The organism is Streptomyces sp. NPDC041940, assembly GCF_055589465.1.
On the sequence record NZ_JBVJBP010000019.1, the window covers coordinates 20,444 to 45,272 of the forward strand.

The 24,829-nt window shown below is 71.1% G+C and carries 20 protein-coding genes; 17 read left to right on the plus strand and 3 right to left on the minus strand.

All coding sequences use genetic code 11. From position 1 onward, the window contains the following. Positions 1-79: 79 nt before the first annotated feature. The 4 genes from gatC to gatB are packed head-to-tail and all read left to right on the plus strand — an operon-like array spanning position 80 to position 3,642. Positions 80-376, plus strand: a complete 297-nt coding sequence (gene gatC / locus ACZ6I3_RS27830) for an Asp-tRNA(Asn)/Glu-tRNA(Gln) amidotransferase subunit GatC (RefSeq protein WP_095936815.1) — start codon at positions 80-82, stop codon at positions 374-376. Between the two features lie 6 nt (positions 377-382). After that, entirely contained in the window at positions 383-1,876 is a 1,494-nt protein-coding gene (gatA, locus tag ACZ6I3_RS27835; RefSeq protein WP_469418295.1) for an Asp-tRNA(Asn)/Glu-tRNA(Gln) amidotransferase subunit GatA, read from the plus strand. Next, a complete protein-coding gene (locus ACZ6I3_RS27840) occupies positions 1,873-2,112 on the plus strand; it encodes a hypothetical protein (protein ID WP_215118383.1) in 240 nt (79 codons plus the stop codon). Before gatA ends, ACZ6I3_RS27840 begins: the two co-directional genes overlap by 4 nt. A 15-nt stretch (positions 2,113-2,127) precedes the next feature. Beyond that, positions 2,128-3,642, plus strand: coding sequence for an Asp-tRNA(Asn)/Glu-tRNA(Gln) amidotransferase subunit GatB (gatB, locus tag ACZ6I3_RS27845; RefSeq protein WP_469418296.1), 1,515 nt, complete (start codon positions 2,128-2,130; stop codon positions 3,640-3,642). Between the two features lie 64 nt (positions 3,643-3,706). Here gatB and ACZ6I3_RS27850 read toward each other — a convergent pair whose 3' ends face one another. Then, positions 3,707-4,510, minus strand: a complete 804-nt coding sequence (locus ACZ6I3_RS27850; RefSeq protein WP_469418298.1) for an SAM-dependent methyltransferase — start codon at positions 4,508-4,510, stop codon at positions 3,707-3,709. Positions 4,511-4,701: 191 nt separating this feature from the next. On the opposite strand from ACZ6I3_RS27850, the gene ACZ6I3_RS27855 reads away from it, so the two are divergent. The 7 genes from ACZ6I3_RS27855 (at position 4,702) to ACZ6I3_RS27885 (ending at position 12,495) form a co-directional block, all read left to right on the plus strand. Then, positions 4,702-5,193 carry a hypothetical protein gene (locus ACZ6I3_RS27855; protein WP_469418299.1) on the plus strand — a complete coding sequence of 164 codons (492 nt, stop codon included), beginning with the start codon at positions 4,702-4,704 and terminating at the stop codon, positions 5,191-5,193. Positions 5,194-5,351: 158 nt separating this feature from the next. Further along, positions 5,352-7,598, plus strand: a complete 2,247-nt coding sequence (locus ACZ6I3_RS27860; protein ID WP_469418301.1) for an MMPL family transporter — start codon at positions 5,352-5,354, stop codon at positions 7,596-7,598. Then, positions 7,576-8,148, plus strand: a complete 573-nt coding sequence (locus tag ACZ6I3_RS27865) for a GNAT family N-acetyltransferase (RefSeq protein ID WP_469418302.1) — start codon at positions 7,576-7,578, stop codon at positions 8,146-8,148. The genes ACZ6I3_RS27860 and ACZ6I3_RS27865 overlap by 23 nt, the downstream gene beginning before the upstream one ends. 35 nt (positions 8,149-8,183) lie before the next feature. After that, positions 8,184-8,747: a hypothetical protein gene (locus ACZ6I3_RS27870; protein WP_469418304.1), complete on the plus strand. Its 564-nt coding sequence runs from the start codon at positions 8,184-8,186 to the stop codon at positions 8,745-8,747. Between the two features lie 196 nt (positions 8,748-8,943). Beyond that, complete coding sequence (locus ACZ6I3_RS27875; RefSeq protein ID WP_469418306.1) at positions 8,944-9,129, plus strand: hypothetical protein; 186 nt, start codon at positions 8,944-8,946, stop codon at positions 9,127-9,129. Positions 9,130-9,218: 89 nt separating this feature from the next. Then, positions 9,219-12,263: a helix-turn-helix transcriptional regulator gene (locus ACZ6I3_RS27880; RefSeq protein WP_469418455.1), complete on the plus strand. Its 3,045-nt coding sequence runs from the start codon at positions 9,219-9,221 to the stop codon at positions 12,261-12,263. Between the two features lie 49 nt (positions 12,264-12,312). Beyond that, positions 12,313-12,495: a DUF6191 domain-containing protein gene (locus tag ACZ6I3_RS27885; protein ID WP_469418307.1), complete on the plus strand. Its 183-nt coding sequence runs from the start codon at positions 12,313-12,315 to the stop codon at positions 12,493-12,495. 35 nt (positions 12,496-12,530) lie between these two features. Here the strand turns inward: ACZ6I3_RS27885 and ACZ6I3_RS27890 are convergent, their stop codons facing one another. Next, complete coding sequence (locus tag ACZ6I3_RS27890; RefSeq protein WP_469418309.1) at positions 12,531-13,736, minus strand: PQQ-dependent sugar dehydrogenase; 1,206 nt, start codon at positions 13,734-13,736, stop codon at positions 12,531-12,533. A 100-nt stretch (positions 13,737-13,836) separates the two neighbouring features. Beyond that, positions 13,837-14,835, minus strand: coding sequence for an aldo/keto reductase (locus tag ACZ6I3_RS27895; RefSeq protein ID WP_469418310.1), 999 nt, complete (start codon positions 14,833-14,835; stop codon positions 13,837-13,839). A gap of 76 nt (positions 14,836-14,911) precedes the next feature. On the opposite strand from ACZ6I3_RS27895, the gene ACZ6I3_RS27900 reads away from it, so the two are divergent. The 6 genes from ACZ6I3_RS27900 to serA all read left to right on the plus strand — a co-directional run bounded on the left by ACZ6I3_RS27900 (position 14,912) and on the right by serA (position 24,823). Then, positions 14,912-15,862 (plus strand): 2-hydroxyacid dehydrogenase, encoded by a 951-nt coding sequence (locus ACZ6I3_RS27900; protein ID WP_469418311.1) that lies wholly within the window; start codon positions 14,912-14,914, stop codon positions 15,860-15,862. Between the two features lie 342 nt (positions 15,863-16,204). Further along, the gene (locus ACZ6I3_RS27905; RefSeq protein ID WP_469418313.1) at positions 16,205-19,219 is read left to right on the plus strand and encodes a putative bifunctional diguanylate cyclase/phosphodiesterase; all 3,015 of its coding nucleotides are present in this window, start codon (positions 16,205-16,207) and stop codon (positions 19,217-19,219) included. Between the two features lie 225 nt (positions 19,220-19,444). Beyond that, positions 19,445-21,295 carry an acetolactate synthase large subunit gene (locus ACZ6I3_RS27910; RefSeq protein ID WP_469418314.1) on the plus strand — a complete coding sequence of 617 codons (1,851 nt, stop codon included), beginning with the start codon at positions 19,445-19,447 and terminating at the stop codon, positions 21,293-21,295. A gap of 21 nt (positions 21,296-21,316) precedes the next feature. After that, positions 21,317-21,841: an acetolactate synthase small subunit gene (gene ilvN, locus ACZ6I3_RS27915; RefSeq protein ID WP_010048631.1), complete on the plus strand. Its 525-nt coding sequence runs from the start codon at positions 21,317-21,319 to the stop codon at positions 21,839-21,841. 121 nt (positions 21,842-21,962) lie between these two features. Further along, positions 21,963-22,961, plus strand: a complete 999-nt coding sequence (gene ilvC / locus ACZ6I3_RS27920) for a ketol-acid reductoisomerase (protein ID WP_469418315.1) — start codon at positions 21,963-21,965, stop codon at positions 22,959-22,961. Between the two features lie 272 nt (positions 22,962-23,233). Next, complete coding sequence (gene serA / locus ACZ6I3_RS27925; RefSeq protein ID WP_469418317.1) at positions 23,234-24,823, plus strand: phosphoglycerate dehydrogenase; 1,590 nt, start codon at positions 23,234-23,236, stop codon at positions 24,821-24,823. The last annotated feature ends 6 nt before the right edge of the window (positions 24,824-24,829 follow it).

Below are 24,829 nucleotides of genomic sequence, written 5' to 3' on the forward strand. Positions count from 1 at the left end.
AACCGTTTCACGGGCATGGCCCCCCGACCCATAGGATTGGGCCACACCACACTCACTCACCACCCCAGAGGATCGCTGCATGCCTGGCATCACGCGCGAGGAGGTCGCCCACCTCGCCCGGCTGGCGCGTCTGGAGCTGAAGCCCGAAGAGCTCGACCACTTCGCGGGACAGCTGGACGACATCATCGGCGCGGTCGCCCGCGTCAGCGAGGTCGCCGACCAAGACGTACCGCCGACCTCGCACCCGCTCCCGCTGACGAACGTCATGCGCGTGGACGAGGTCCGTCCGTCGCTCACCCCCGAGCAGGCGCTCTCCGGCGCCCCGGCCCAGGAGCAGCAGCGTTTCAAGGTGCCGCAGATCCTGGGGGAGGACTAAGAAGTCATGACGGACATCATCAAGCTCACGGCCGCCGAGACCGCCGCGAAGATCGCCTCCGGCGAGCTCACGGCCGTCCAGGTCACCGAGGCCCACCTCGCCCGCATCGAGGCCGTCGACGAGAAGGTGCACGCCTTCCTGCACGTCGACCGCGAGGGCGCCCTTGCCCAGGCCCGTGCCGTCGACGAGAAGCGCGCCAAGGGGGAGAAGCTCGGCCCGCTGGCCGGCGTTCCCCTGGCGCTCAAGGACATCTTCACCACCGAGGGGATCCCGACCACCGTCGGTTCGAAGATCCTCGAGGGCTGGATCCCGCCGTACGACGCGACGCTCACCCAGCGTCTGAAGGCCGCCGACGTCGTCATCCTCGGCAAGACCAACATGGACGAGTTCGCCATGGGGTCCTCCACCGAGAACAGCGCCTACGGCCCGACCGGCAACCCCTGGGACCTCACCAAGATCCCCGGCGGCTCCGGTGGCGGTTCCTCCGCCGCGCTCGCCTCCTTCCAGGCCCCGCTCGCCATCGGCACCGACACCGGCGGCTCCATCCGCCAGCCGGCCTCCGTCACCGGCACGGTCGGTGTGAAGCCGACGTACGGCGCGGTGTCCCGCTACGGCATGGTCGCCTTCTCCTCCTCCCTCGACCAGGGCGGGCCCTGCGCCCGCACGGTCCTGGACGCGGCCCTGCTGCACGAGGTCATCGCCGGGCACGACCCGCTCGACTCGACCTCCATCGACGAGCCCGTCCCGGCGGTCGTCGAGGCCGCCCGCAACGGCAGCGTCGACGGCATGCGCGTCGGCGTCGTCAAGCAGTTCCGCGGCGAGGGCTACCAGGCCGGCGTCATCCAGCGGTTCGACGAGTCCGTCGCGCTGCTGAAGGAACTGGGCGCCGAGATCGTCGAGCTGGACTGCCCGTCCTTCGACCTCGCGCTGTCGGCGTACTACCTGATCGCGCCGTCCGAGTGCTCCTCCAACCTCGCCCGCTTCGACGGCCTGCGCTACGGCCGGCGGACCGGCGACGACGGCACGCACTCCGCCGAGGAGGTCACCTCCCTCACCCGTGAGGCCGGCTTCGGCCCCGAGGTCAAGCGCCGCATCATGCTCGGCACGTACGCCCTGTCGAGCGGCTACTACGACGCGTACTACGGCAGCGCCCAGAAGGTCCGCACACTCATCAAGCAGGACTTCGACAAGGCGTTCGAGCAGGTCGACGTCATCGTCTCCCCGACGACCCCGACCACCGCCTTCGCGATCGGCGAGCGCGCCGACGACCCGATGGCGATGTACCTCGCCGACCTGTGCACCATCCCGACCAACCTGGCGGGCAACGCGGCCATGTCGCTGCCGTGCGGTCTCGCCCCGGAGGACAACCTCCCGGTCGGCCTGCAGATCATCGCCCCCGTCATGAAGGACGACCGCCTGTACAAGGTGGGAGCCGCCGTCGAGGCCGCCTTCGTGGAAAAGTGGGGCCATCCGCTGATCGAGGAGGCTCCGTCGCTGTGAGTGCACTGACCAAGGCCAAGGGCTTCAAGAAGTCCAAGTCCGGCACGTACCTGTCCATGGCCGGGACCGCGTTCGGCGCGATCGGCGTCGCCAAGCGGCTGAAGAAGGCCCGCGCCGAGCAGGACACGCTGGTCCTGATCGACGCCACCGTGTCCGCCGTCGCCATCGTCACCGGCCTCGCCATCCTCTACCGCGAGCTGAAGCGGCTGGGCGACGACGACGTCCTGCTGGGCTGAGAGGGAAGTTTCACCGTGACCACCACGACCGACCTGGCGTCGTACGAGGAAGCACTCGCGTCGTACGACCCCGTCATGGGCCTCGAGGTCCATGTCGAACTCGGCACCAAGACCAAGATGTTCTGCGGCTGTTCGACCGAGCTCGGCCAGGACGCCAACACGCAGACCTGCCCGGTCTGTCTCGGCATGCCCGGCGCGCTCCCGGTCGTCAACGCGACCGGCGTCGAGTCCGCGATCAAGATCGGCCTCGCGCTGAACTGCGAGATCGCCGAGTGGTGCCGCTTCGCCCGGAAGAACTACTTCTATCCGGACATGCCGAAGAACTTCCAGACCTCCCAGTACGACGAGCCGATCGCCTTCAACGGCTACCTCGACGTACAGCTGGAGGACGGCGAGACCTTCCGCGTGGACATCGAGCGCGCCCACATGGAGGAGGACACCGGCAAGTCGACGCACGTCGGCGGCGCCACCGGCCGTATCCACGGCGCGTCCCACTCCCTGCTCGACTACAACCGCGCCGGCATCCCGCTCATCGAGATCGTCACCAAGCCGATCGAGGGCGCGGGCGAGCGTGCCCCCGAGGTCGCGCGGGCCTACGTCCGTGAGCTGCGCGAGCTCATCAAGGCGCTCGGCGTCTCCGAGGCCCGGATGGAGATGGGCCAGATGCGCTGCGACGTGAACCTGTCGCTGCGCCCGCACGGCCGGGAGAAGTTCGGCACCCGCTCGGAGACGAAGAACGTCAACTCCCTGCGGTCCGTGGAGCGCGCGGCCCGCTTCGAGATCCAGCGGCACGCGGCCGTGCTCTCCTCCGGCGGCACGATCATCCAGGAGACGCGGCACTTCCACGAGGACACGGGGTCGACGACCTCGGGCCGCGTGAAGGAGGAGGCCGAGGACTACCGGTACTTCCCGGAGCCCGACCTGGTGCCCGTGGCCCCGTCGCGCGAGTGGGTCGAGGAGCTGCGGGGCGCCCTGCCCGAGCTGCCGCTGGTCCGCCGCAGCCGGCTCCGTGAGGAGTGGGGCGTCTCGGCCGTCGACATGCAGGCGATCCTCAACGCCGGTGCGCTGGAGCCCATCGTCGCCACCATCGAGGCCGGGGCCGACGCCGCCTCCGCCCGTAAGTGGTGGATGGGCGAGCTGGCCCGCAGCGCCAACGAGTCGGGCAAGTCGCTCGACGAACTGGCGATCACGCCGCAGCAGGTCGCCCGGGTCACCGAGCTGGTGACGAAGGGCGACCTCAACGACAAGCTGGCCCGGCAGGTCATCGAGGGCGTCCTCGCGGGCGAGGGCACCCCGGACGAGGTCGTCGACAAGCGCGGTCTGAAGGTCGTCTCCGACGAGGGCGCGCTGACGGCGGCCGTCGAGGAGGCCATCGCCGGCAACCCGGGCGTCGCGGACAAGATCCGCGGCGGCAAGGTGGCCGCGGCCGGCGCCCTGGTCGGCGCGGTCATGAAGGCGACCCGGGGCCAGGCCGACGCGGCTCGCGTCAAGGAGCTGATCCTGGAGAAGCTGGGCGTCAGCGAGGGCTGACCTCCGCGGACCCGACAGGGGGGATGCACCGGAGGACCCGGTGCATCCCCCCTGTGCGTGTGTTCTACAGCTTGCGCCCGACGACCCGGACGAAGCCCAGATTCGCCCCCTGGTCGAGGCGCAGCATCTCGGCGCACTGGCCGGCCATCCGGATGTGCCACTCGTCGGTGTGCTCGTCGGCGATGACCTCGCACCAGCGCAGCCAGTCGCGCCAGCCGTCCTCGAGCCAGTCGGCCGTCTCCACCTCCACGGCCCCGCTGCGGGTCCAGTGGCGCCGCCACCAGGCGGCGGTGTGGAAGCACCAGAAGCCGGGCTCCCAGTACGGCTTGAGGTGCTCCGGCGGCTCGACGCCGTCGATCTCCGCGCGCAGCGCCGGTACGACGACACCGATCCGCCCGCCGGGCTTCAGCAGCCGCGTCAGCTCGGGCAGGTACAGGTCGTTCGTGCCGAAGTACTGGTAGGCGTCGACGGAGACGATCGCGTCGAAGCCGCCCTCGCCGAACGGCAGGTCGTGCGCCTCGGCGTGCACGGGCAGCACACGGTCGGCCACGCCGGCCTCGGTGATGCGCCCGGCATTCTCGTCGGGCTTGATCCACAGGTCGGCGGCGGTGACCTGAACGTCGTACTCCTTGGCGAGGAAGATCGACGTCATGGCGCGTCCGCAGCCCAGGTCGAGCACGCGGGAGCCGGGGCTCAGGGTGTCGAGCCCCAGGGCCGGGGCCAGCCACTCCAGCAGCCAGAGCGCGTGCGGGCCCATCTGGTTGTCGATGGTCCAGCGGGCGTCGTAGCGGTTGCTGCGCGGGTAGCGGGGGTGGTCGGTGCGGTCAGAGAGGGGGTCGTTCGGGGTCCGCGAGATGTTGTCCGACATCGGTGAACGGGCTCCTTGAGTCCTTGAGGAGGAAAAGGGATGCGTAGGAGCTCGGTCGGACCGTCAAACAATGCACCTGCTTCGGCCGGGCGGCGGGCTGCCGCGGGCGTTTCCTCGGACCGGCGGACGCTAACAGGGGGCCGCACGACCCCGCACCCGGTTTTCGTTCACGACGCGCTAACGTCTCGGCCATGAGTGGACGCGCTGATTCCGACACCGACCCAGAGATAGCGGACTCGGAGACGGCCGCCGTTCAGGAAGCCGACCAGAAGGCCGACCACGACGAGGAGCCCGACGACGATCCGGACGACGACGCGGACGATCCGGCCGACGCAGCCGACGCCGCCGATGATCCGGACGACGACGATCCGGTAGACGATGACGATGACGATGACGATGACGATGACGATGACGATGACGATGACGACGACGTCGACGACGCGCGGCGGGCCCGCTGGACCGCGGCCGGGACCGGGGCCCTGCTGACCCTCGCGGGCCTGGCCGCGGCGCTGCTCCGGCTCACCCGCCCCGCCGCCCCGGCGCTCGTCCCGGTCGCGTACGCCTGCGGGGCGCTCGTGTGCGCCGGCGCCGCCGTGCTGGGCTCCCGGGGACGCACCCGGCGGGCGCTGTGGCTGCTGATCGCGGGGACGATGGTGATGGCGCTGGGGGACCAGTTCGACTGATCACGGCCATTGTGAATAAGCCCACGAAAGCGACAAACGATCTCGTGCGCCTGTAAGAGTGGCTCCGCATTGCTCATGCGTTCTTTGCTGGATGTTCAGGTCATGGACGACCGCTCCCGGTCAAAGATCCACAAAAAGTCATCCTGGGAGCACGTTTCGTGGCAGCCCTAGCACGCTGGTGTGTCCAACGCCGTCTGGTCACCGTTCTGCTCTGGCTCCTCGCCTGCGCGGGGGTCGCCACGGGCGCCGCCGTCGCCGGCTCCGCGTACTCGAACGACTACCAGGTCCCCGGCACCGAGTCGGGCCGCGCCACCGAACTGCTCCACGAGGGCTTCCCGCAACTCGGCGGCGACAGCGACACCGTCGTCTGGCACACCACCTCCGGCACCGTCCGCGCCACCGACGTCGAGCAGACCATGACCCGCACCCTGGACCGGGTCGAGAACCTGCCCGGCGTGGCCTCCGTGACCAGCCCCTACGACGGGCCGGGCACGGGCCGGATCAGCGAGGACGCCCGTACGGCGTACGCCACGGTCACCTTCGTCGACCGGGCCGAGGACATCGACCAGGGCGAGGCCGAGGCCGTCGTCGACACCGCGAAGAGCGCGGAGACCGACGGGCTCCAGGTGGAGCTGGGCGGCAGCGCCGTCGCGCTCACCCAGTCCTCCGGCGGGCACGTCGCCGAGATCGTCGGCGTGGTCGTCGCCGCGGTCGTGCTGTTCCTGGCCTTCGGTTCGCTCGCCGCCTCCCTGCTGCCCATCGCCACCGCACTGGTCGGCGTCGGCACCGCCTACGCCGGGATCGTGCTGCTCGGGCACGCCATGACCGTCGCCGACTTCGCCCCCATGCTCGGCATGCTGATCGGGCTCGGCGTCGGCATCGACTACGCGCTGTTCATCGTGACGCGCCACCGGCGCGGGCTGAAACGCGGTCTCCCGGTCGCCGAGGCGGCCACGAACGCCGTCGCCACCACGGGACGGGCGGTGGTCTTCGCGGGTGCCACCGTTTGCATCGCCCTGCTCGGCATGCTGATCCTGCGGCTCAGCTTCCTCAACGGCGTCGCCATAGCGGCCAGCCTGACCGTGGTCCTCACCGTCGCGGCCTCCGTGACCCTGCTGCCCGCCCTGCTGTCTCTCATCGGCATGCGCGCGCTCAGCCGCCGCGAACGCCGCCGCCTGGCGGAACACGGTCCCGAACCGGAGCTGCCCACCGGCTTCGCCGCCCGCTGGTCGGCGTTCGTGGAACGCCACCCCAAGGTGCTCGGCGCGATCGCCCTCGTCGTCATGGCCGTCCTCGCGCTGCCCACGTTCTCGCTGCACCTGGGCACCTCCGACCAGGGCAACGACCCGAAGACGGCCACCACCCGCCAGGCCTACGACTTGCTCGGCGACAGCTTCGGCCCCGGCGTGAACGGCCCGCTCACCCTCGTCACGAAGGTCGACGGAGCCGACGACAAGCTCGCCCTGGACAACCTCGACGGCACACTCCGCGCCACCGACGGCGTCGCCTCGGTCACCCCGGTGACCTACGACTCCGGCGGTCACACCGCGTACCTGACCGTCGTACCGGAGTCCTCGCCGCAGTCGCAGCAGACCAGCGACCTCGTCGACCGGCTGCGCGGCGAGGTGCTGCCGCGCGCCGAGGCGGGCACCTCGCTCGATGTGCAGGTCGGCGGCATGACGGCCGGCTACGACGATTTCGCCGACGTCATCGTCTCCAAGCTGCCCGTCTTCGTAGGGGTCGTGATCGGCCTGGGCTGTCTGCTGCTCCTGCTCGCCTTCCGGTCCATCGGCATCCCGCTGAAGGCCGCCGCGATGAACGTCGCCGCCGTGGCCTCCGCCTTCGGGGTGGTGGTCGCGATGTTCCAGTGGGGCTGGGGCAGCGAACTCCTCGGCCTCGGCAGCGCCGGCCCCATCGAGCCCTTCCTGCCCGTGATCATGGTGTCGGTGCTCTTCGGCCTCTCGATGGACTACCAGGTGTTCCTGGTCAGCCGGATGTACGAGGAATGGCTGGAGACCGGCGACAACCGGCGAGCCGTGCGCGTCGGCCTCGCCGAGACCAGCCGGGTGATCAACTCGGCGGCGGTCATCATGATCTCCGTCTTCCTGGCCTTCGTCCTCAGCGGCGACCGGGTGATCGCCATGTTCGGCATCGCCCTGGCCGCCGCCGTCGCCCTGGACGCCTTCGTCCTGCGGACGCTCCTCGTCCCCGCCCTCATGCACATGCTCGGCGGCGCCAACTGGTGGCTGCCCCGCTGGCTCGACAGGCGCCTGCCACGGATCAGCATCGAACCGCCCGAGGCCCGGGCCGCCCATGAGAGGCTGGCCGCCGCGACGGACGCCGAGGTGGCGGACGTCCTGGCGGAGGAGGAGCGGCGGCGGGATGTACGCGATATCCCTGGGTGACGACGCCGAGCTGAGGCCCCTCGAGCCCTGGCATGCCGAAGAGTTCTTCGCGCACCTGGAGCGGGGCAGGGACTTCATCGGGCAGTTCATCAGCTTCGGTTCGCAGGAGACGGACGTGGAGTCCGCGCGGGCCATGCTCCAGCGGTACGCCGACATGCGCGCGGCCGACACGCGCTCGCTGCACGGCCTGTGGCTGAACGGCAAGCTCGTGGGCGGTGTGCTGTTCCTGAACTTCGACGCGGCCGCCGGCAACTGCGAGGTGGGCTGCTGGCTGGAGCCCGCCGGGACGGGTCGCGGCCTGGTCACCCGGGCGATGCGCGTCCTCATCGACTGGGCGGTCGACGACCGCGGCATTCACCGGATCGAGTGGGTCGCCGCCTCGGGCAATCAGCCGAGTCTGAACGTCGCCCGGCGCCTCGGCATGACCCGCGACGGTGTGCGACGCGAGGCGCACCCCTATGGTGGCGTACGGCACGATCTCGAAGTCTGGTCGGTGCTGGCGCCCGAGTGGCGCGCCGCACGCGCGGGTGCCGCTCACAAGGATCATTAAGAGACTTCTCAGACAGCGACTTTACGGTGCGAGACATGGCAACGAACGCAGTGGACGAGACCAAGGCCACCGAGGCCACGACCGAGAAGGCGGTGGACACCACCGAGTCCGACGAGGCGACCCGCACCGAGGCCCCGGCCGAGGCCGAGGTCGTCGAGACAGAGGTCACCGAGACAGAGGTCGCGGAGACCAAGGAGGAGGCCCCCACCGGCGCCGGCCAGGGTGCCGCCGCCGTGGTCTCCGCCGCGCTGGGCCTCGTCTCGCTCACCGGCAGCTGGGTCGGCACGATCGCCGCGGCGCGCCAGAACCTGGTCGGCCAGCTGGAGACCGCGCAGAACGCGGGCGTGGCCCAGCAGATCCAGGCCGTGTACGGCGACGCCTGGCAGGCCACCGCCCTGTGGGGCGGACTGTTCGCGGTCGTCGCGCTGGTCGTCGGCGTCGTGACGCTGGCCCGGCCCGCGTTCGGCACGCCCGGCAGGATCCAGGCCACCTGGATCAAGTCCGTCGCCTGGGCGGGCGTCTCGCTCGGTGTCATCGGCCTGTTCCTGGCCGTCCTCAAGTACACCGGCATCCTGCTCGGACTGCCGTCCGCGAGCTGAGTCACCGCAGGTCCTGAGGGGTCTTAGGAGTTCCGTAAGCACCTTACGGAGCCCCTGAGGCCCCTCAGTCATGTCCTAAGGCCCCGGCCGCCGCCGAAGATGCGGAACTCTCCCGATGTGGCCGGCCCGCCTGGGAGACGAGAGTGAGGTCATCACGGAGAGACGCTCCGTGACCGGCTCTCACCAAGGACACTCCATGTACGAGTACGAGCTCCAGCAGCTGCGCACCGCCGACCTCATCCGCCGGGCCGACCACCGGCGCCTGGTCCGCGAGGCCACCCGCGCCCGCCGTGCCGCCCGCCGCGCGGCGGCCGAGAACTCCGCCGAGCACGAAAGCCATACCCGGGGCTTGCGCCGAACCCGGTCGGCACCTGCCGCGTGAACGGCGGGGCGGCACCGCTCGGAGCGGCGGCCGTCGGTGTCCCGTCTGCTCAGCGGAAAACCGGTGCCGTCGTGTCAGAAGCGCATGCGATGCTCGGGGCCGTGGAGACCAGGTCCGTCAGCCCCGTGTTCGTCGGCCGTGCCGAGGAGTTGGGCACGCTGCACGAAGCCCTCGCCCGCTCCCGCGAGGGCGAGCCGCAGGCCCTGCTCATCGCCGGGGAGGCCGGGGTCGGCAAGACCCGCCTGGTCGAGGAGTTCGCCGCCGCCGCCCGCCGCCGGGGGGCGGTGGTCGCACTCGGCGGCTGTGTGGAGATCGGCGCCGACGGACTGCCCTTCGCGCCGTTCTCCACCGCGCTGCGCGCCCTGCGCCGCGAACTCCCCGGCGAGCTGGCCGCCGCGGCCGCCGGACAGGAGGAGGAGCTGGCCCGGCTGCTGCCCGAGCTCGGCGAGTCGGGCACCGGGCGGCACGACGAGGACGGCATGGCCCGCCTCTTCGAACTCACCGCACGCCTGCTGGAGCGCGTCGCCGCCGACCACACGGTCGTCCTCGCCCTGGAGGACCTGCACTGGGCCGACGCCTCCACCCGCCACCTGCTCGCCTATCTCCTGCGCACCCTGCGCACCGGCCGCCTCGTCGTCCTCGCCACCTACCGCTCCGACGACATCCACCGCCGCCACCCGCTCAGGCCCCTGCTCGCCGAACTCGACCGGCTCCGCACCGTCCGACGCCTCGAACTCGCCCGCTTCAACCGCGAGGAGGTGTGCCGCCAGGTCGCCGGCATCCTCGCCCACGCACCCGACCCGGACCGGATCGACGCGATCTTCGAACGCTCCGACGGCAACGCCTTCTTCGTCGAGGAACTCGCCGTGGCCGGCCACGAGGGCTGCCGCACGGGCCTGACCGACTCCCTGCGCGACCTGCTGCTCGTCCGCGTGGAAGGGCTCCCCGAGACCGCCCAGCAGGTCGCCCGGATCGTCGCCGAGGGCGGCTCCACCGTCGAGTACCGGCTGCTGGCCGCCGTCGCCCGGCTCGCCGAGGACGACCTCATCGAGGCGCTGCGGGCCGCCGTGAACGCCAGCATCCTCGCCCCCGCACCCGGCGGCGACGGCTACCGCTTCCGCCACTCCCTGGTCCGCGAGGCCGTCAGCGACGACCTCCTTCCCGGCGAACGCTCCCGCCTCAACCGCCGCTACGCCGAAGCCCTGGAGAGCGACCCGACCCTCGTCCCCGCCGACCAGCGCGCGGCCCGCCTGGCCAGCTACTGGTACCACGCCCACGACCCGGCCAAGGCCCTGCCCGCAGTCCTCGGCGCCTCCGTCGAGGCCCGCCACCGCCATGCCTACGCCGAGCAACTGCGGCTGCTGGAACGGGCCATGGAACTGTGGGACGCCGCCCCCGACGCCGTACGCCGCACCCTGCGCCCCGTCGACTACGCCGAGGTCTACCCTCCCTGCGGCTGCGACCCGGCCACCACCGCGCTGCGCCATCTCGACCTGCTGGCCGAGGCGGCCGTGGCCGGACGGCTCTGCGGGGAACGCGAACGCGCCCTGAAGATCACCAAGCGGGCGCTGCGCCTGCTGGACGACGAGGACGACCCCCTGCGCGCCGCCTGGTTCTGGATCCAGCGCTCCCGGCTGGTGCAGAGCCTGGCCCGCGGCGACGGCTGGAAGGAGATCGCCACCGCGCAGGAACTGGTCCGGGGCCTGCCGCCGTCCGAGGTGCACGCCGAGGTGCTCGCCACGGCCGCCCACTGGTCCATGCTCCACGAGCCGGGCCCGGAGACCCTGACGGCCGCCGAGCGGGCCGTCGAGTACGCGCGCATGGTGAGCGCCGACGACATCGAGTCCAACGCCCGGCTCACCCTCGGCGGCCTCATGGTCGACGCCGGGCAGATCGAGGCCGGGCTCACGCACATGTACGAGGTCAGGGACGAGGTGGTCGCCCGGAGTCTCGCGGCGGTCGTGGGCCGCAGCCATGTGAACCTGCCCTCCGTCCTCGAAGGCGTCGGCCGCTCCGAGGAGTCCGTCGACATACTGCGCGAGGGCCTGCGGCTCACCGGCGAGATGGGCCTGCGGGTCGCCGAGGCCTGGATCTGGAGCAATCTCGCGGAGTCGCTCATCTCGCTGGGCCGCTGGGAAGAGGCCGCCGAGGCCGCGGGCAACGCCCAGCGGCGCGGGCAGACGGCCGGGCCGCACGGCTCCGGCGCCAACAGCCTGGCGTTCCTCGCGCTCGCCCGCGGCGATGTCCCCGAGGCCGCCCGCCACCTGGCCGAGGGCCGCGCTGCCTACGGTCCGCTCGACCCCATGCCGCAGCACGACCTCCCCGTCTCCTGCCTCACCATCGCCGTGGCCGTCGCGGAGGGCCGCCTCCCCGACGCCCGCGCCGAACTGGCCCGCACCCTGGAGTCCGGCTTCCCGCTCGGCACCCAGCGCTACGCCTGGCCGCTGCTGCTCGCGTCGGCCACCGCGGAGGCCGACGCCCGCGCCCTGCCCGCCGCGCGGGACGGCCGCGCGGCGGCCCTGGACGGCATCTTCAAGGCCGCCAAGCGCCTCACCACCAACGCCCCCGTCTGGCTCGCCCACGAGCGGTGGGTCCGCGCCGAACTCCACCGCGCCGAGGGCCGGAGCACCCCCGACACCTGGTCGCAGGTGGTCACCGCCTTCGAACCCCTGGAGCGGCCCTACGACCTCGCCCGCGTCCGGTACCGCCTGGCCGAGTCCCTGCTGACGGGCGGCGGCGAGGACGAGCGCGACCGCGCCACGGAGCTGCTGCGCCTCGCCCACGCCGTCGCCCGCCACCTCGCCGCCCGGCCCCTGGCCGAGTCCGCCGGCGCGCTCGCCCAGCGCGCCCGCCTCCCGCTGACGCCGGCCTCCAAACCGGCCCTCGCCCCCGCCGACCCCGCCGAGGCCCTCGGCCTCACCAGCAGGGAACGGGACGTCCTGCGCCTGGTCGCCGTCGGCCACACCAACCGCCGGATAGCCGAGGAACTGTTCATCTCCCCGAAGACCGCGAGCGTCCACGTCTCCAACATCCTGGCGAAGCTCGGCGTCTCCGGGCGCGGCGAGGCGGCGGCGGTGGCGCACCGGCTGGGGCTGTTTCCGGCCGAATCCGTCATGCCCGGTTCAGCGGGCTGAGGCATACGCTGTAAGGGACGTCGGGGGAGTCGCGGCCCAGGGAGGCCTTGTGTTCAACGTGTTCGAGGAACTGTTCTCACCCGGCCGCAAACACACCCGGGACGAGCAGAACCGCCTGGAGCTGACCCGGGAGGATGCCGGTGACGGCGATCCCGGACGCGGCCCGATAGACCTGAAGTCCGGGAAGGTCGTCGTACGCCCGCAGCGGGAGCCGGAGAACCGCGAGGACTAGGGCCTGTCGTTTGTCAGGTCGCAGGGAATCGGCCGCTACGACACCCGCACCTCGAGGATCCGGTCGTCCCCGTCCTCGGGGCTGCCCCGGCCGTCCGTGTTGCTGGTCACGAGCCACAACCGGTCGCCGCCCGCCGGGACCACCGTGCGCAGCCGGCCGTACTCGCCGTCCAGGAAGGCCTGCGGGTCCGCCGAGGCCTCCGTGCCGTTGAGCGGGACGCGCCACAGCCGCTTGCCGCGCAGGCCCGCCATCCAGATCGACCCCTCGGCGTAGGCGATGCCGCTGGGGGACGCCTCGGCCGTGGTCCACTGGTCGATCGGGTTGTGGAAGTCCCCGTCGCCCGACCTGCCCTCGGCCTCCGGCCAGCCGTAGTTGTCGCCCGGCTTGATCGCGTTGAGCTCGTCCCAGGTGTCCTGGCCGAACTCCGAGGCGAAGAGCCGCTGCCTGGTGTCCCACGCGAGGCCCTGCACATTGCGGTGGCCGTACGAGTACACCGGCGAGCCGGGGAACGGGTTGCCCGGCGCGGGCTCGCCCTCCGGGGTCAGGCGCAGGATCTTGCCGCCCAAGGAGTCCTTGTCCTGGGACAGGCCGGTGTCGCCGCTCTCGCCGGTGCCGGCGTAGAGCATCTTGTCCGGGCCGAACTCGATCCGGCCGCCGTTGTGGATGAAGCCCTTGGGGATGCCCCTGAACACCGTGTCGGGAGCGCCGAGCTGTTCACCGGCGGGCTTCTTGTCGTCGTAGAGCATGCGGACGATGCGGTTGTCGCCGGCGGAGGTGAAGTACGCGTAGACCATGCGGTCCGAGGCGTAGTCGGGTGACAGGGCGATGCCCAGCAGGCCGCCCTCGCCGGCGGCCGAGACGCCCGGCACCTCGCCCAGCTCGGTCTTCTTCCCGGTCTTCTCGTCGACCCGGACGATCGTCCCGTCGTCCCGGGAGGAGACGAGCAGCCCGCCGCCCGGCAGGGGAGCGAGGCCCCAGGGGGAGTCCAGGCCCTCGGCCACGGTGCGCACCACCGTCACCGAGCCCTTGGCGGGAGGTGTCTCCTCGGCGGCCTGCCGGGGCGGCGCGGAGGACTGCGGTGCCGTACGGCCGGGAGAGGCGCCCTCGTCCGAGCCGGACGATCCTCCGCCGTCGGAGGAGCAGCCGGCCGTCAGCAGGAGCGCGGCGGCGGCCAACACGGCCGGCACGGCTCGACGTTGCACGATCATGGTCCCTTCGACGCGGCGGGTTCTCCTTGTCATACACCGCTCGCGCCTCACAAGTTCCCGATCGCCGAACCCCGAACCGAGAACAGGGGGCCCTGGGCGGGTTTGTGCCGTAGCTCCGGGGTCCGGACCGGGCTCAGTCCCACGACCCCTGGGCCCGGGGCAGCACCGCGACTTCCCGCAGATTGTCCGGCGTCAGACGCAGGGTCGTCGCGGCCGCGTTCTCGGTGACCCAGCGCTCCTGCTTCGCGCCCGGGACCGGGACGACGTGCGGGCCCTGGGCGAGGACCCAGGCGAGGGCGACCTGGGCGGGGGTGACGTGCTCGCCGTGGCGGCGGGCCACGCGGCGCAGGCCCGCGACGATCGGCTGGTTCGCGGCCATCATCTCGCCCGTGAAGCGCGGGTGCCGGGCGCGCAGGTCGTCCGCCTCGAAGCCGGCGCCGGTCCGCAGCCTGCCGGTCAGATAGCCGTTGCCGAGCGGCATCGCGGCGAGGAAGCCGACGCCCCGCGTCTGGCACCACGGCAGCAGGGTCTCCAGCGCCTCGGGCGACCACACCGACAGTTCGGCCTCCACCGCGCTTACCGGGAAGACCTGCTGCACCCGCTCCAGCTGCCGTATCGTCGCGTCGTGCAGCCGGGCCCCACCACGCCGGCCGGCCCGCGCCCCCACGGCGCACAGGCCCAGCGCCCGTACCTTCCCGGCCTGGACGAGCTCCGCCATCGCGCCCCACGTCTCCTCGACGGGCACCTCCGGGTCGGCCCGGTGCAGCTGGTAGAGGTCTATGACGTCCGTCTGGAGGCGCCGCAGCGAGGCGTCGCAGGCACGTTTCACATACCCCGGGCGGCCGTTGGCGACGATGTGCTGGTCGCCCACGAGCAGTCCGACCTTGGTCGACACGAACGCGTCGGACCGGCGCTCCCTCAACGCCCGCCCCACCAGCAGTTCGTTGGTGAAGGGGCCGTACATGTCGGCCGTGTCCAGCAGGGAGGCACCCAGGTCGAGCGCCCGGTGCACCGCCCTGAGCGACTCGTCGCCACGCTGTCGCGAGGTGCTGTAGGCCCAGCTCATCGGCATGCACCCGAGTCCGACGGCCCCCACCGCGAGCGCCGCCGCGCCGATCGTCCTGCGCTCCACCTGGTCGTGACCCTCCCTGTTCCGGCCACCCAACCTAACCTCTGCCGTCGCACGCTCCTGACATAGCCTCCAGAGCATGACTGCTGACGTGTGGCTGCCCATCCCGCCGGAAGAGATCGAGGGGCTCCCCGAGGGTCCCGGGTACCGCTACTGGAACGGCGGGGAGGACTTCCCCGCGGACCCGGCGGACTGCGCCTTCTACGTCGTCCCCTACATGAAGCCCAGCCCGCTGTGCGTGCGCCCCATGCCGGAGATGAGCCGTGTGGAGGTCGTGCAGACCCTCTCGGCCGGGATCGACCACGTGCAGCCGGGGCTGCGGCACCTGCGTCCGGGGGTGCGGCTGTGCAACGCGCGCGGGGTGCACGAGGCCAGCACCGGAGAGCTCACTCTCGCGTTGATCCTGGCCTCGCTGCGCGGGATCCCCGACTTCGTCCGCGCGCAGGACCGGGGGGAGTGGCTCGGCGGGTTCCGGCCCGCGCTCGCCGACAAGAACGTCCTCATCGTGGGCTACGGATCGATCGGCGCGGCCATCGAGGACCGGCTCGTTCCGTTCGAGGTGGCGCGGGTGGCGCGCGTCGCGCGCTCCGAGCGCACCACGGCGCGCGGTCCGGTGCACCCGCTCACCGAACTCGCCTCCCTGCTCCCGGAAGCGGACATCGTCATCCTGGCCACGCCGCTCACCGAGACCACCCGCGGCCTGGCCGGGGCCGAGTTCCTGTCCCGGATGAAGGACGGCGCGCTCCTGGTCAACGTGGCCCGCGGCCCCGTCGTCGACACCAAGGCCCTGCTCGCCGAGGTGGAGACCGGCCGCATCACCGCGGCCCTCGACGTCACCGACCCCGAGCCCCTGCCGCGCGAACACCGGCTGTGGCGTGCGCCGGGGGTACTCATCAGCCCTCACGTCGGCGGACCCACCTCCGCGTTCCTTCCGCGCGCCGAGCGGCTCCTGGTGGACCAGTTGAACCGTTATGTGAACCGGGAGCCGCTCCGCAACGTGATCCTCACGACGGGTGCATCAACAGACTGATCCGACTTCGGGTACCGTCCGCAATCCTTCGGGTGCGGTGGGTACTCATATATCTGTTGATCGTCACGGAGAGTAGAGAACCTATGTCCCTGAGTGACGAGACTGGTGTATCGTCCCGACAGGGGCAGCGCCGGGGGTATTCGGCGCCGGGGACGGACACTTCGGACTGTGAGGGGGGCGACAGGCGATGCACGGCCTATGGACGAGCGATCCGACCGGGCGGAGCGGCCGGCGGCGACCCTGGCGGACGGCCGCGTTCAGACGCGGTCACCACGCCGATCACGGCGGCCACCACACCCACCACAGTGATCACCATCGAGGCGTACGGACCGGGAGGGTCCGGTGACCGCGCCGCCGACCCCCATGCTGGACGGAGCGCTGCGGGCACAGCCTTCGTCGCCAGGGGTGCTGCTGCCCCGTACGCCGGCCCGCGGCCATCGGCCGGGCCTGGCCCTCCAACTCGTCCTGGCCCTGGTCTGCGCGGCATACGCCGTCGGTTCCGCGCTCGGCTGGGGCTCGTACGAAGTGGCGCTCATCATGGGCGACTTCGGGCTGAGCGCCGCGGCGGCCACCGCCTCCGTGTCGTGCTTCCTCTACGCCCGCAGCCGTCGCACCCGCTTTCGACCCGCCTGGCTGCTGTTCGGCCTCTCCTCGGCCATGGCATCCCTCGGCAACCTGGTCTGGGGGTGGTACGAGGTGGTCCTCGGACTGCCCGTCCCCAGTCCCAGCTACGCCGACCTGTTCTTCCTGTGCTTCGCGCCGCCCGCGATCGTCGGGCTGCTCGTGCTCGCCAAACGCCCGGCGAGCAAGGCCGGCTGGGTCTGTCTCGGGCTGGACGCCTGGCTGATCGGCGGCTCGCTGCTCACCCTGGCCTGGAGCCTCGCCCTCGCCCAGGCCGCGAAGTCGGAAGGGCCCGGCGTGGCGCACACCGCGCTGTCGCTGGCCTACCCGCTGCTCGACATCGCGCTGGTCAGCATGGTGCTCGCGCTGCACTTCAGGCGCTCCGCGGTGAACCGCTCCGCGGTCAACACCGCCATCGGCGCGCTCGCGCTGACCGTGATGTGCGACGCCCTGTTCACCTCGCCGCTGATGCACTACGACTACCGCTCCGGCCAGCTGCTCGACGCGGGCTGGTTCGCCGGCTCGCTGCTCCTGGCGTACGCCCCGTGGGCCGCGCCCCGCACGCCCGACACGGACCGGCACGGCCTCGACCGGCAGGGCGCGGCCGGGCACACACGCGTGGTGCACGAGCACGTGCCGGGGCAGCGCGGCGGCCCGCACCACCAGCCGCCCACACCCGGAGGCGAGCTCGGCCGGTATCCGGCCGCCCGGCCCATCTCCGGCTCCCTCGCCGCCCTCACGCCGTATCTCGCGGCCGCCGTGTGCACGCTGGGGATCCTCTACAACGTCCTCAACGGCCGCAGCGTCGACCGCGTGGTCCTGCTGACCGGTGGCACGGTCGTGCTCGCGCTCGTCGTGCGCCAGGGCATCATGCTGCTCGACAACATCACCCTCACCCAGGAGCTGGCGCAGAAGGAGAACCACTTCCGCTCCCTGGTTCAGGGCTCCAGCGACGTGATCATGATCGCCGCCCCCAGCGGTGTCCTGAGGTACGTCTCCCCGGCCGCCGCCGGGGTGTACGGCCGCTCGGCGGAGGACCTGGTGGGTACGGAACTGGCCAACCTCATCCACCCGGAGGACCTGGGCTGTGTCGTGCACGAGGCGCGCAGGTTCCTCGCCGCCAACCCGGTCGAGGAAGCCACCACGCGCATCGAGTGCCGTTTCCGGTCGGGTGACGGAGGCTGGCTCAACGTCGAGTCGACCGTCAACCGCCATCACGGCGGCCTCATCTTCAACAGCAGGGACGTGACCGAAAGGGTCCGGCTCCAGGCCCAGTTGCAGCACAACGCCGAGCACGACCCGCTCACGGACCTGCCCAACCGCGCGCTGTTCACCAAGCGCGTCCAGCACGCCCTCTCGGGCCGCCGGGCCTCCGACCGGGGCCTGGCCCTGCGGAACACGGCGGTGCTGTTCATCGACCTCGACGGCTTCAAGGCCGTCAACGACACGATCGGGCACCAGGCGGGGGACGAGCTGCTCGTCCAGGCCGCCCGCAGACTCCAGGACTCGGTCCGGCAGGGCGACACCGCCTCCCGGCTGGGCGGCGACGAGTTCGCGGCCCTGATCGTCGGCGACAACACCCGCGACCGGGCCGCCCGGGAACGGCACATAGTGGAACTCGCCGACCGCCTCAGGGCGACGCTGTCCCAGCCGTACCTCATCGACGGCAACGATGTCCGAGTCAACGCCTCCATCGGCGTGGCCTTCGCGGAAGCGGGCCTCGGCGCGGGCGAGCTGCTGCGCAACGCCGACCTGGCCATGTACCGCGCCAAGGCCGGCGGCAAGGGCCGCGTCGAGCTGTACAAGCCGCAGATGCAGCAGGACGTCGTACGCAAGGCGGAGCTGGCCACGCGCCTGCGGGCCGCGCTGCACGACGGCGAGTTCGCCCTGCTGCACCAGCCGGTGGTCTGCCTGGAGGACGGCCGGATCGCGTCGGTGTCCGCACAGGCGCGCTGGCGCTCCTCACAAGGGGTGCTGTTCACCCCGGCGGAGTTCCTGCGCGTGGCCGAGGACAGTGACAAGACCGCCGAGCTGGGCCGGTGGGTGATCGAGGAGGCCGTCGAGCAGGCCGCCGAGCGGCAGGCGACCGGGCTGTCCGTGCCGGTCGTCGTCCGGATGAGCGCCCGCAGGCTGCTGGACCGGTCGATGCCGCTCGGCTCGATCGAGGCGCTGCTCACCCGGCACGGGCTGCCGTCCGGGTCGCTGATCATCGAGCTGTCCGACGCCGATCCGAGGGTCTCGCAGGACGAGCTGGAGCGGCGTCTCGGAGCCCTGCGCCGGGTCGGCGTCCGGATCGCGCTCGACGGTTTCGGCGGCGACTGCGCGGCGATCACGGCCCTCAGGCGGCTCCCCGTCGACATCCTGAAACTCGACCGCGGTCTGGTCGAGGGCGTCGTCGAGTCCGCCCGGCTGTACAAGATCACCAGCGGGCTGCTGCGCATCGCCGCCGATCTCGGGCTGAAGTCCGTGGCCGAGGGGGTGGACCTGCCCGAGCAGGTCGTCGCCCTGCGCGCGATGGGCTGTACGCACGGGCAGGGCATGGCGTTCTCCGGACCGCTCGACGAGTACCGGCTGCGCCGGGCCCTGGCAGGCGGCCACTATCCGGTGCCGAACGGACCGGCCGAGCCGGCGTTCGCGGGCGGTGCCCCGCGGGTGTACAGCTCGGGAGTGTCCGCCGTCATCGGAGGCGGTACGGCCCTACGCTCACATAATGAGACTCCCGTCCCACCCACTTGACAGTGGGTGTGCGCCGGGGAGAGGGTCTGTGCCATGCGCACCCGAATTCTCGTACTTGGAAAGCGCGTCGGCTGACGCTGAGCCTCGACCGCTCAGCGACTCCACCCGGCGCGCTCCCCTCGCTTGCCTTATGGCACGAGGGGTTTTTTGTTGCACAGGCGCCTGATGTGCAGCAGATGAAAACCGCACGAACCTCGCAAAAAACCCTCAGCATCTGAGAAGAGAATGCCGATGACCGAGCAGGCCACCGGGGCCCATCACCCGCAGCCCCGGCCCCGATCCGGAGGACACTCCGCCCCCGAGCAGGTGACGGGCGCGCAGTCCCTCATCCGCTCTCTCGAGGAGGTCGGCGCCGACACGGTATTCGGCATTCCCGGCGGTGCGATCCTTCCCGCCTACGACCCGCTGATGGACTCCACCCGGGTGCGCCACGTCCTGGTCCGGCACGAGCAGGGCGCCGGTCACGCCGCCACCGGCTACGCGCAGGCCACCGGCAAGGTCGGCGTCTGCATGGCCACCTCGGGCCCCGGCGCGACCAACCTGGTCACCCCGATCGCCGACGCGCACATGGACTCCGTGCCGCTGGTGGCGATCACCGGCCAGGTGGCGTCCAAGGCGATCGGCACGGACGCCTTCCAGGAGGCGGACATCGTCGGCATCACCATGCCGATCACCAAGCACAACTTCCTCGTCACCAAGGCCGAGGACATCCCGCAGATCATCGCGCAGGCCTTCCACATCGCCTCCACCGGCCGCCCCGGCCCGGTCCTGGTCGACATCGCCAAGGACGCCCTCCAGGCGAAGACCACCTTCTCCTGGCCGCCCGCCATGGACCTGCCCGGCTACCGCCCGGTGACCAAGCCGCACGCCAAGCAGATCCGCGAGGCCGCCAAGCTGATCACCCAGGCCAGGCGGCCCGTGCTGTACGTCGGTGGCGGCGTGCTCAAGGCCAAGGCCACCGCCGAGCTGAAGGTGCTCGCCGAGCTGACCGGCGCGCCCGTCACCACCACCCTGATGGCGCTCGGCGCGTTCCCCGACGACCACCCGCAGCACCTGGGCATGCCCGGCATGCACGGCTCCGTGGCCGCCGTCACCGGTCTGCAGAAGGCCGACCTGATCGTCGCCCTCGGCGCCCGCTTCGACGACCGCGTCACCGGCAAGCTGGACAGCTTCGCCCCCTTCGCCAAGATCGTCCACGCGGACATCGACCCGGCCGAGATCGGCAAGAACCGTGCCGCCGACGTGCCGATCGTCGGAGACGCCCGCGAGGTCATCGCCGACCTGATCCAGGCCGTCCAGAAGGAGCACAGCGAGGGCCACCAGGGCGACTACAGCTCGTGGTGGAAGGACCTGAGCCGCTGGCGCGACACCTACCCGCTCGGCTACGACCAGCCCGAGGACGGCTCGCTCTCCCCGCAGCAGGTCATCCAGCGCATCGGCCGGCTCGCGCCCGAGGGCACGATCTTCGCGGCGGGCGTCGGCCAGCACCAGATGTGGGCCGCCCACTTCATCGAGTACGACAAGCCGGGCACCTGGCTGAACTCCGGCGGTGCCGGAACCATGGGCTACGCCGTCCCGGCCGCCATGGGCGCCAAGGCCGGCGCGCCCGAGCGGGCCGTCTGGGCCATCGACGGCGACGGCTGCTTCCAGATGACCAACCAGGAGCTCACCACCTGCGCCCTGAACAACATCCCGATCAAGGTCGCCGTCATCAACAACGGCGCCCTCGGGATGGTCCGCCAGTGGCAGACCCTCTTCTACAACCAGCGGTACTCCAACACCGTCCTGCACTCCGGCCCGGACGACGTCAACCCGCAGGCCCGCGGCACCCGCGTCCCCGACTTCGTGAAGCTGTCGGAGGCCATGGGCTGCTACGCCATCCGCTGCGAGTCCCCGGACGACCTCGACAAGGTGATCGAGGAGGCGAACTCCATCAACGACCGCCCGGTCGTCGTCGACTTCATCGTCCACGAGGACGCGATGGTGTGGCCGATGGTCGCCGCCGGCACCTCCAACGACGAGATCATGGCCGCCCGGGACGTCCGCCCCGACTTCGGCGACAACGAAGACGACTGAGCGAGAGAGACGTAAAAGATCATGTCCAAGCACACGCTCTCCGTCCTGGTGGAGAACACGCCCGGCATCCTCGCCCGGATCGCCGCCCTGTTCTCCCGCCGCGGCTTCAACATCGACTCACTCGCCGTCGGTGTCACCGAGCACCCCGACATCTCCCGCATCACCATCGTCGTGGGGGTGGAGGACCTGCCGCTGGAGCAGGTGACCAAGCAGCTCAACAAGCTCGTCAACGTGCTCAAGATCGTCGAGCTGGAGCCGTCGCAGGCGGTGCAGCGCGAACTCGTCCTGGTGAAGGTGCGCGCCGACAACGAGACGCGCTCCCAGATCGTCGAGATCGTCCAGCTGTTCCGCGCCAAGACCGTCGACGTCTCCCCGGAGGCCGTCACCATCGAGGCCACCGGATCCGGCGAGAAGCTGTCCGCCATGCTCAAGATGCTGGAGCCGTACGGCATCAAGGAGCTGGTCCAGTCCGGCACGATCGCGATCGGCCGCGGCGCCCGCTCCATCACGGACCGGTCGCTGCGCGCCCTGGACCGGTCGGCCTAAGGCCTGGAACGGGCGGTCGGCGCGCCGTCGGCCGCCCGTATTCCGAGACCCTCAGACTTCCCTTCCGCCCCCCGTCATACGGTGGGACGCAACACCTGCACTCCCGAGGAGAGAACCCAAAGTGGCCGAGCTGTTCTACGACGCCGACGCCGACCTGTCCATCATCCAGGGCCGCAAGGTCGCGGTCATCGGGTACGGCAGCCAGGGCCACGCCCACGCGCTGTCGCTCCGTGACTCGGGAGTCGACGTCCGCGTCGGTCTGCACGAGGGCTCCAAGTCCAAGGCCAAGGCCGAGGAGCAGGGCCTGCGCGTGGTGAGCCCGTCCGAGGCCGCCGCCGAGGCCGACGTCATCATGATCCTGGTCCCGGACCCGATCCAGGCCCAGGTCTACGAGGACCACATCAAGGACAACCTGAAGGACGGCGACGCGCTGTTCTTCGGCCACGGTCTGAACATCCGCTTCGACTTCATCAAGCCCCCGGCCGGCGTGGACGTCTGCATGGTCGCCCCGAAGGGCCCGGGCCACCTGGTCCGCCGCCAGTACGAGGAGGGCCGCGGCGTTCCGTGCATCGCCGCCGTCGAGCAGGACGCCACGGGCAACGGCTTCGAGCTGGCCCTGTCGTACGCCAAGGGCATCGGCGGCACCCGCGCCGGCGTCATCAAGACGACCTTCACCGAGGAGACCGAGACCGACCTCTTCGGCGAGCAGGCCGTTCTCTGCGGTGGTACCGCCGCGCTGGTCAAGGCGGGCTTCGAGACCCTGACCGAGGCCGGCTACCAGCCGGAGATCGCCTACTTCGAGTGCCTGCACGAGCTGAAGCTGATCGTGGACCTCATGTACGAGGGCGGCCTGGAGAAGATGCGCTGGTCGATCTCCGAGACCGCCGAGTGGGGCGACTACGTCACCGGCCCGCGCATCATCACGGACGCCACCAAGGCCGAGATGAAGAAGGTCCTCGCCGAGATCCAGGACGGCACCTTCGCCCAGCAGTGGATGGACGAGTACCACGGCGGTCTGAAGAAGTACAACGAGTACAAGACCCAGGACTCCGAGCACCTGCTGGAGACCACCGGCAAGGAGCTGCGCAAGCTCATGAGCTGGGTCGACGAGGAGGCGTAAGCCTCAAGGCCGAGGGGCCGGAGCATCCCCGCTCCGGCCCCTTCGGCGAACCCGGGGTAACGTCGGTGCTACGGCGTTGCCCATCCCGTCCGGCCACGGACGGGTGATCCTTCCGCAGCGGCACAGGACGACGCCAGGCGCGCCACTAGACTGCTGCACACATGCATCGCGTCAGGCCCACAGCGTCGTGCGTCTCCAACGCGGCAAGCACCCCTCCACCGCCTGCGGCCGTCGGGACGGCCGTCCGCAGCATTGGACTTGTGAGGACTCACGTGAGCTCGAAACCCGTCGTACTCATCGCTGAAGAGCTGTCGCCCGCCACCGTCGACGCGCTTGGTCCGGACTTCGAGATCCGGCAGTGCAACGGAGCGGACCGGGCCGAGCTGCTCCCGGCCATCGCCGATGTGGACGCGATCCTGGTCCGTTCGGCCACCAAGGTCGACGCCGAGGCGATCGCCGCCGCGAGCAAGCTCAAGGTCGTCGCGCGAGCCGGCGTCGGCCTGGACAACGTCGACGTCTCCGCCGCCACCAAGGCCGGCGTGATGGTCGTCAACGCCCCCACCTCGAACATCGTGACCGCCGCCGAGCTGGCCTGCGGTCTGCTCGTCGCCACCGCCCGTAACATCCCGCAGGCCAACGCCGCTCTGAAGAACGGCGAGTGGAAGCGCAGCAAGTACACGGGCGTCGAGCTGGCCGAGAAGACCCTCGGTGTCGTCGGCCTCGGCCGCATCGGCGCGCTGGTCGCGCAGCGCATGTCGGCCTTCGGCATGAAGGTCGTCGCCTACGACCCCTATGTGCAGCCGGCCCGCGCCGCGCAGATGGGCGTCAAGGTGCTGTCGCTGGACGAGCTGCTCGAGGTCTCCGACTTCATCACCGTCCACCTCCCCAAGACGCCCGAGACCCTCGGTCTGATCGGCGACGAGGCGCTGCGCAAGGTCAAGCCGAGCGTGCGCATCGTCAACGCCGCGCGCGGCGGGATCGTCGACGAGGAGGCGCTGTACTCCGCCCTCAAGGAGGGCCGGGTCGCCGGTGCCGGTCTCGACGTGTACGCGAAGGAGCCCTGCACGGACTCCCCGCTCTTCGAGTTCGACCAGGTCGTCGCCACCCCGCACCTCGGTGCCTCCACCGACGAGGCGCAGGAGAAGGCCGGTATCGCCGTCGCCCGCTCGGTGCGTCTCGCCCTCGCCGGTGAGCTCGTGCCGGACGCGGTGAACGTGCAGGGCGGTGTCATCGCCGAGGACGTCAAGCCGGGCCTGCCGCTCGCCGAGCGTCTCGGCCGGATCTTCACCGCGCTCGCCGGTGAGGTCGCGGTCCGCCTCGACGTCGAGGTGTACGGCGAGATCACCCAGCACGATGTGAAGGTGCTGGAGCTGTCCGCCCTCAAGGGTGTCTTCGAGGACGTCGTCGACGAGACGGTGTCCTACGTGAACGCCCCGCTGTTCGCGCAGGAGCGCGGGGTCGAGGTGCGTCTGACCACCAGCTCCGAGGCGTCCGAGCACCGCAATGTCGTCACCGTGCGCGGCACCCTCGCCGACGGCGAGGAGGTGTCGGTCTCCGGCACGCTGGCCGGCCCGAAGCACCTCCAGAAGATCGTCGCGGTCGGGGAGTACGACGTCGACCTCGCGCTCGCCGAGCACATGGTCGTGCTGCGGTACGAGGACCGTCCGGGTGTCGTCGGCACCGTGGGCCGCATCCTCGGCGAGGCGGGCATCAACATCGCCGGCATGCAGGTGTCGCGGGCCGCGGTCGGCGGCGAGGCGCTGGCGGTGCTGACCGTGGACGACACGGTGACCGCCGGGGTGCTGGCCGAGGTGGCGGAGGAGATCGGTACGACCTCCGCGCGTTCCGTGAACCTGGTCTGACCTTCC

Bases quoted from the DNA above. Each gene is read 5' to 3' on its own strand.
- gatC (WP_095936815.1), top strand. From the start codon at position 80: ATGCCTGGCATCACGCGCGAGGAGGTCGCCCACCTCGCCCGGCTGGCG.
- gatA (WP_469418295.1), top strand. From the start codon at position 383: ATGACGGACATCATCAAGCTCACGGCCGCCGAGACCGCCGCGAAGATC.
- ACZ6I3_RS27850 (WP_469418298.1), bottom strand. From the start codon at position 4,510: ATGTCGGACAACATCTCGCGGACCCCGAACGACCCCCTCTCTGACCGC.
- ACZ6I3_RS27855 (WP_469418299.1), top strand. From the start codon at position 4,702: ATGAGTGGACGCGCTGATTCCGACACCGACCCAGAGATAGCGGACTCG.
- ACZ6I3_RS27865 (WP_469418302.1), top strand. From the start codon at position 7,576: ATGTACGCGATATCCCTGGGTGACGACGCCGAGCTGAGGCCCCTCGAG.
- ACZ6I3_RS27870 (WP_469418304.1), top strand. From the start codon at position 8,184: ATGGCAACGAACGCAGTGGACGAGACCAAGGCCACCGAGGCCACGACC.
- ACZ6I3_RS27875 (WP_469418306.1), top strand. From the start codon at position 8,944: ATGTACGAGTACGAGCTCCAGCAGCTGCGCACCGCCGACCTCATCCGC.
- ACZ6I3_RS27880 (WP_469418455.1), top strand. From the start codon at position 9,219: ATGCTCGGGGCCGTGGAGACCAGGTCCGTCAGCCCCGTGTTCGTCGGC.
- ACZ6I3_RS27890 (WP_469418309.1), bottom strand. From the start codon at position 13,736: ATGACAAGGAGAACCCGCCGCGTCGAAGGGACCATGATCGTGCAACGT.
- ACZ6I3_RS27900 (WP_469418311.1), top strand. From the start codon at position 14,912: ATGACTGCTGACGTGTGGCTGCCCATCCCGCCGGAAGAGATCGAGGGG.
- ACZ6I3_RS27910 (WP_469418314.1), top strand. From the start codon at position 19,445: ATGCCGATGACCGAGCAGGCCACCGGGGCCCATCACCCGCAGCCCCGG.
- ilvN (WP_010048631.1), top strand. From the start codon at position 21,317: ATGTCCAAGCACACGCTCTCCGTCCTGGTGGAGAACACGCCCGGCATC.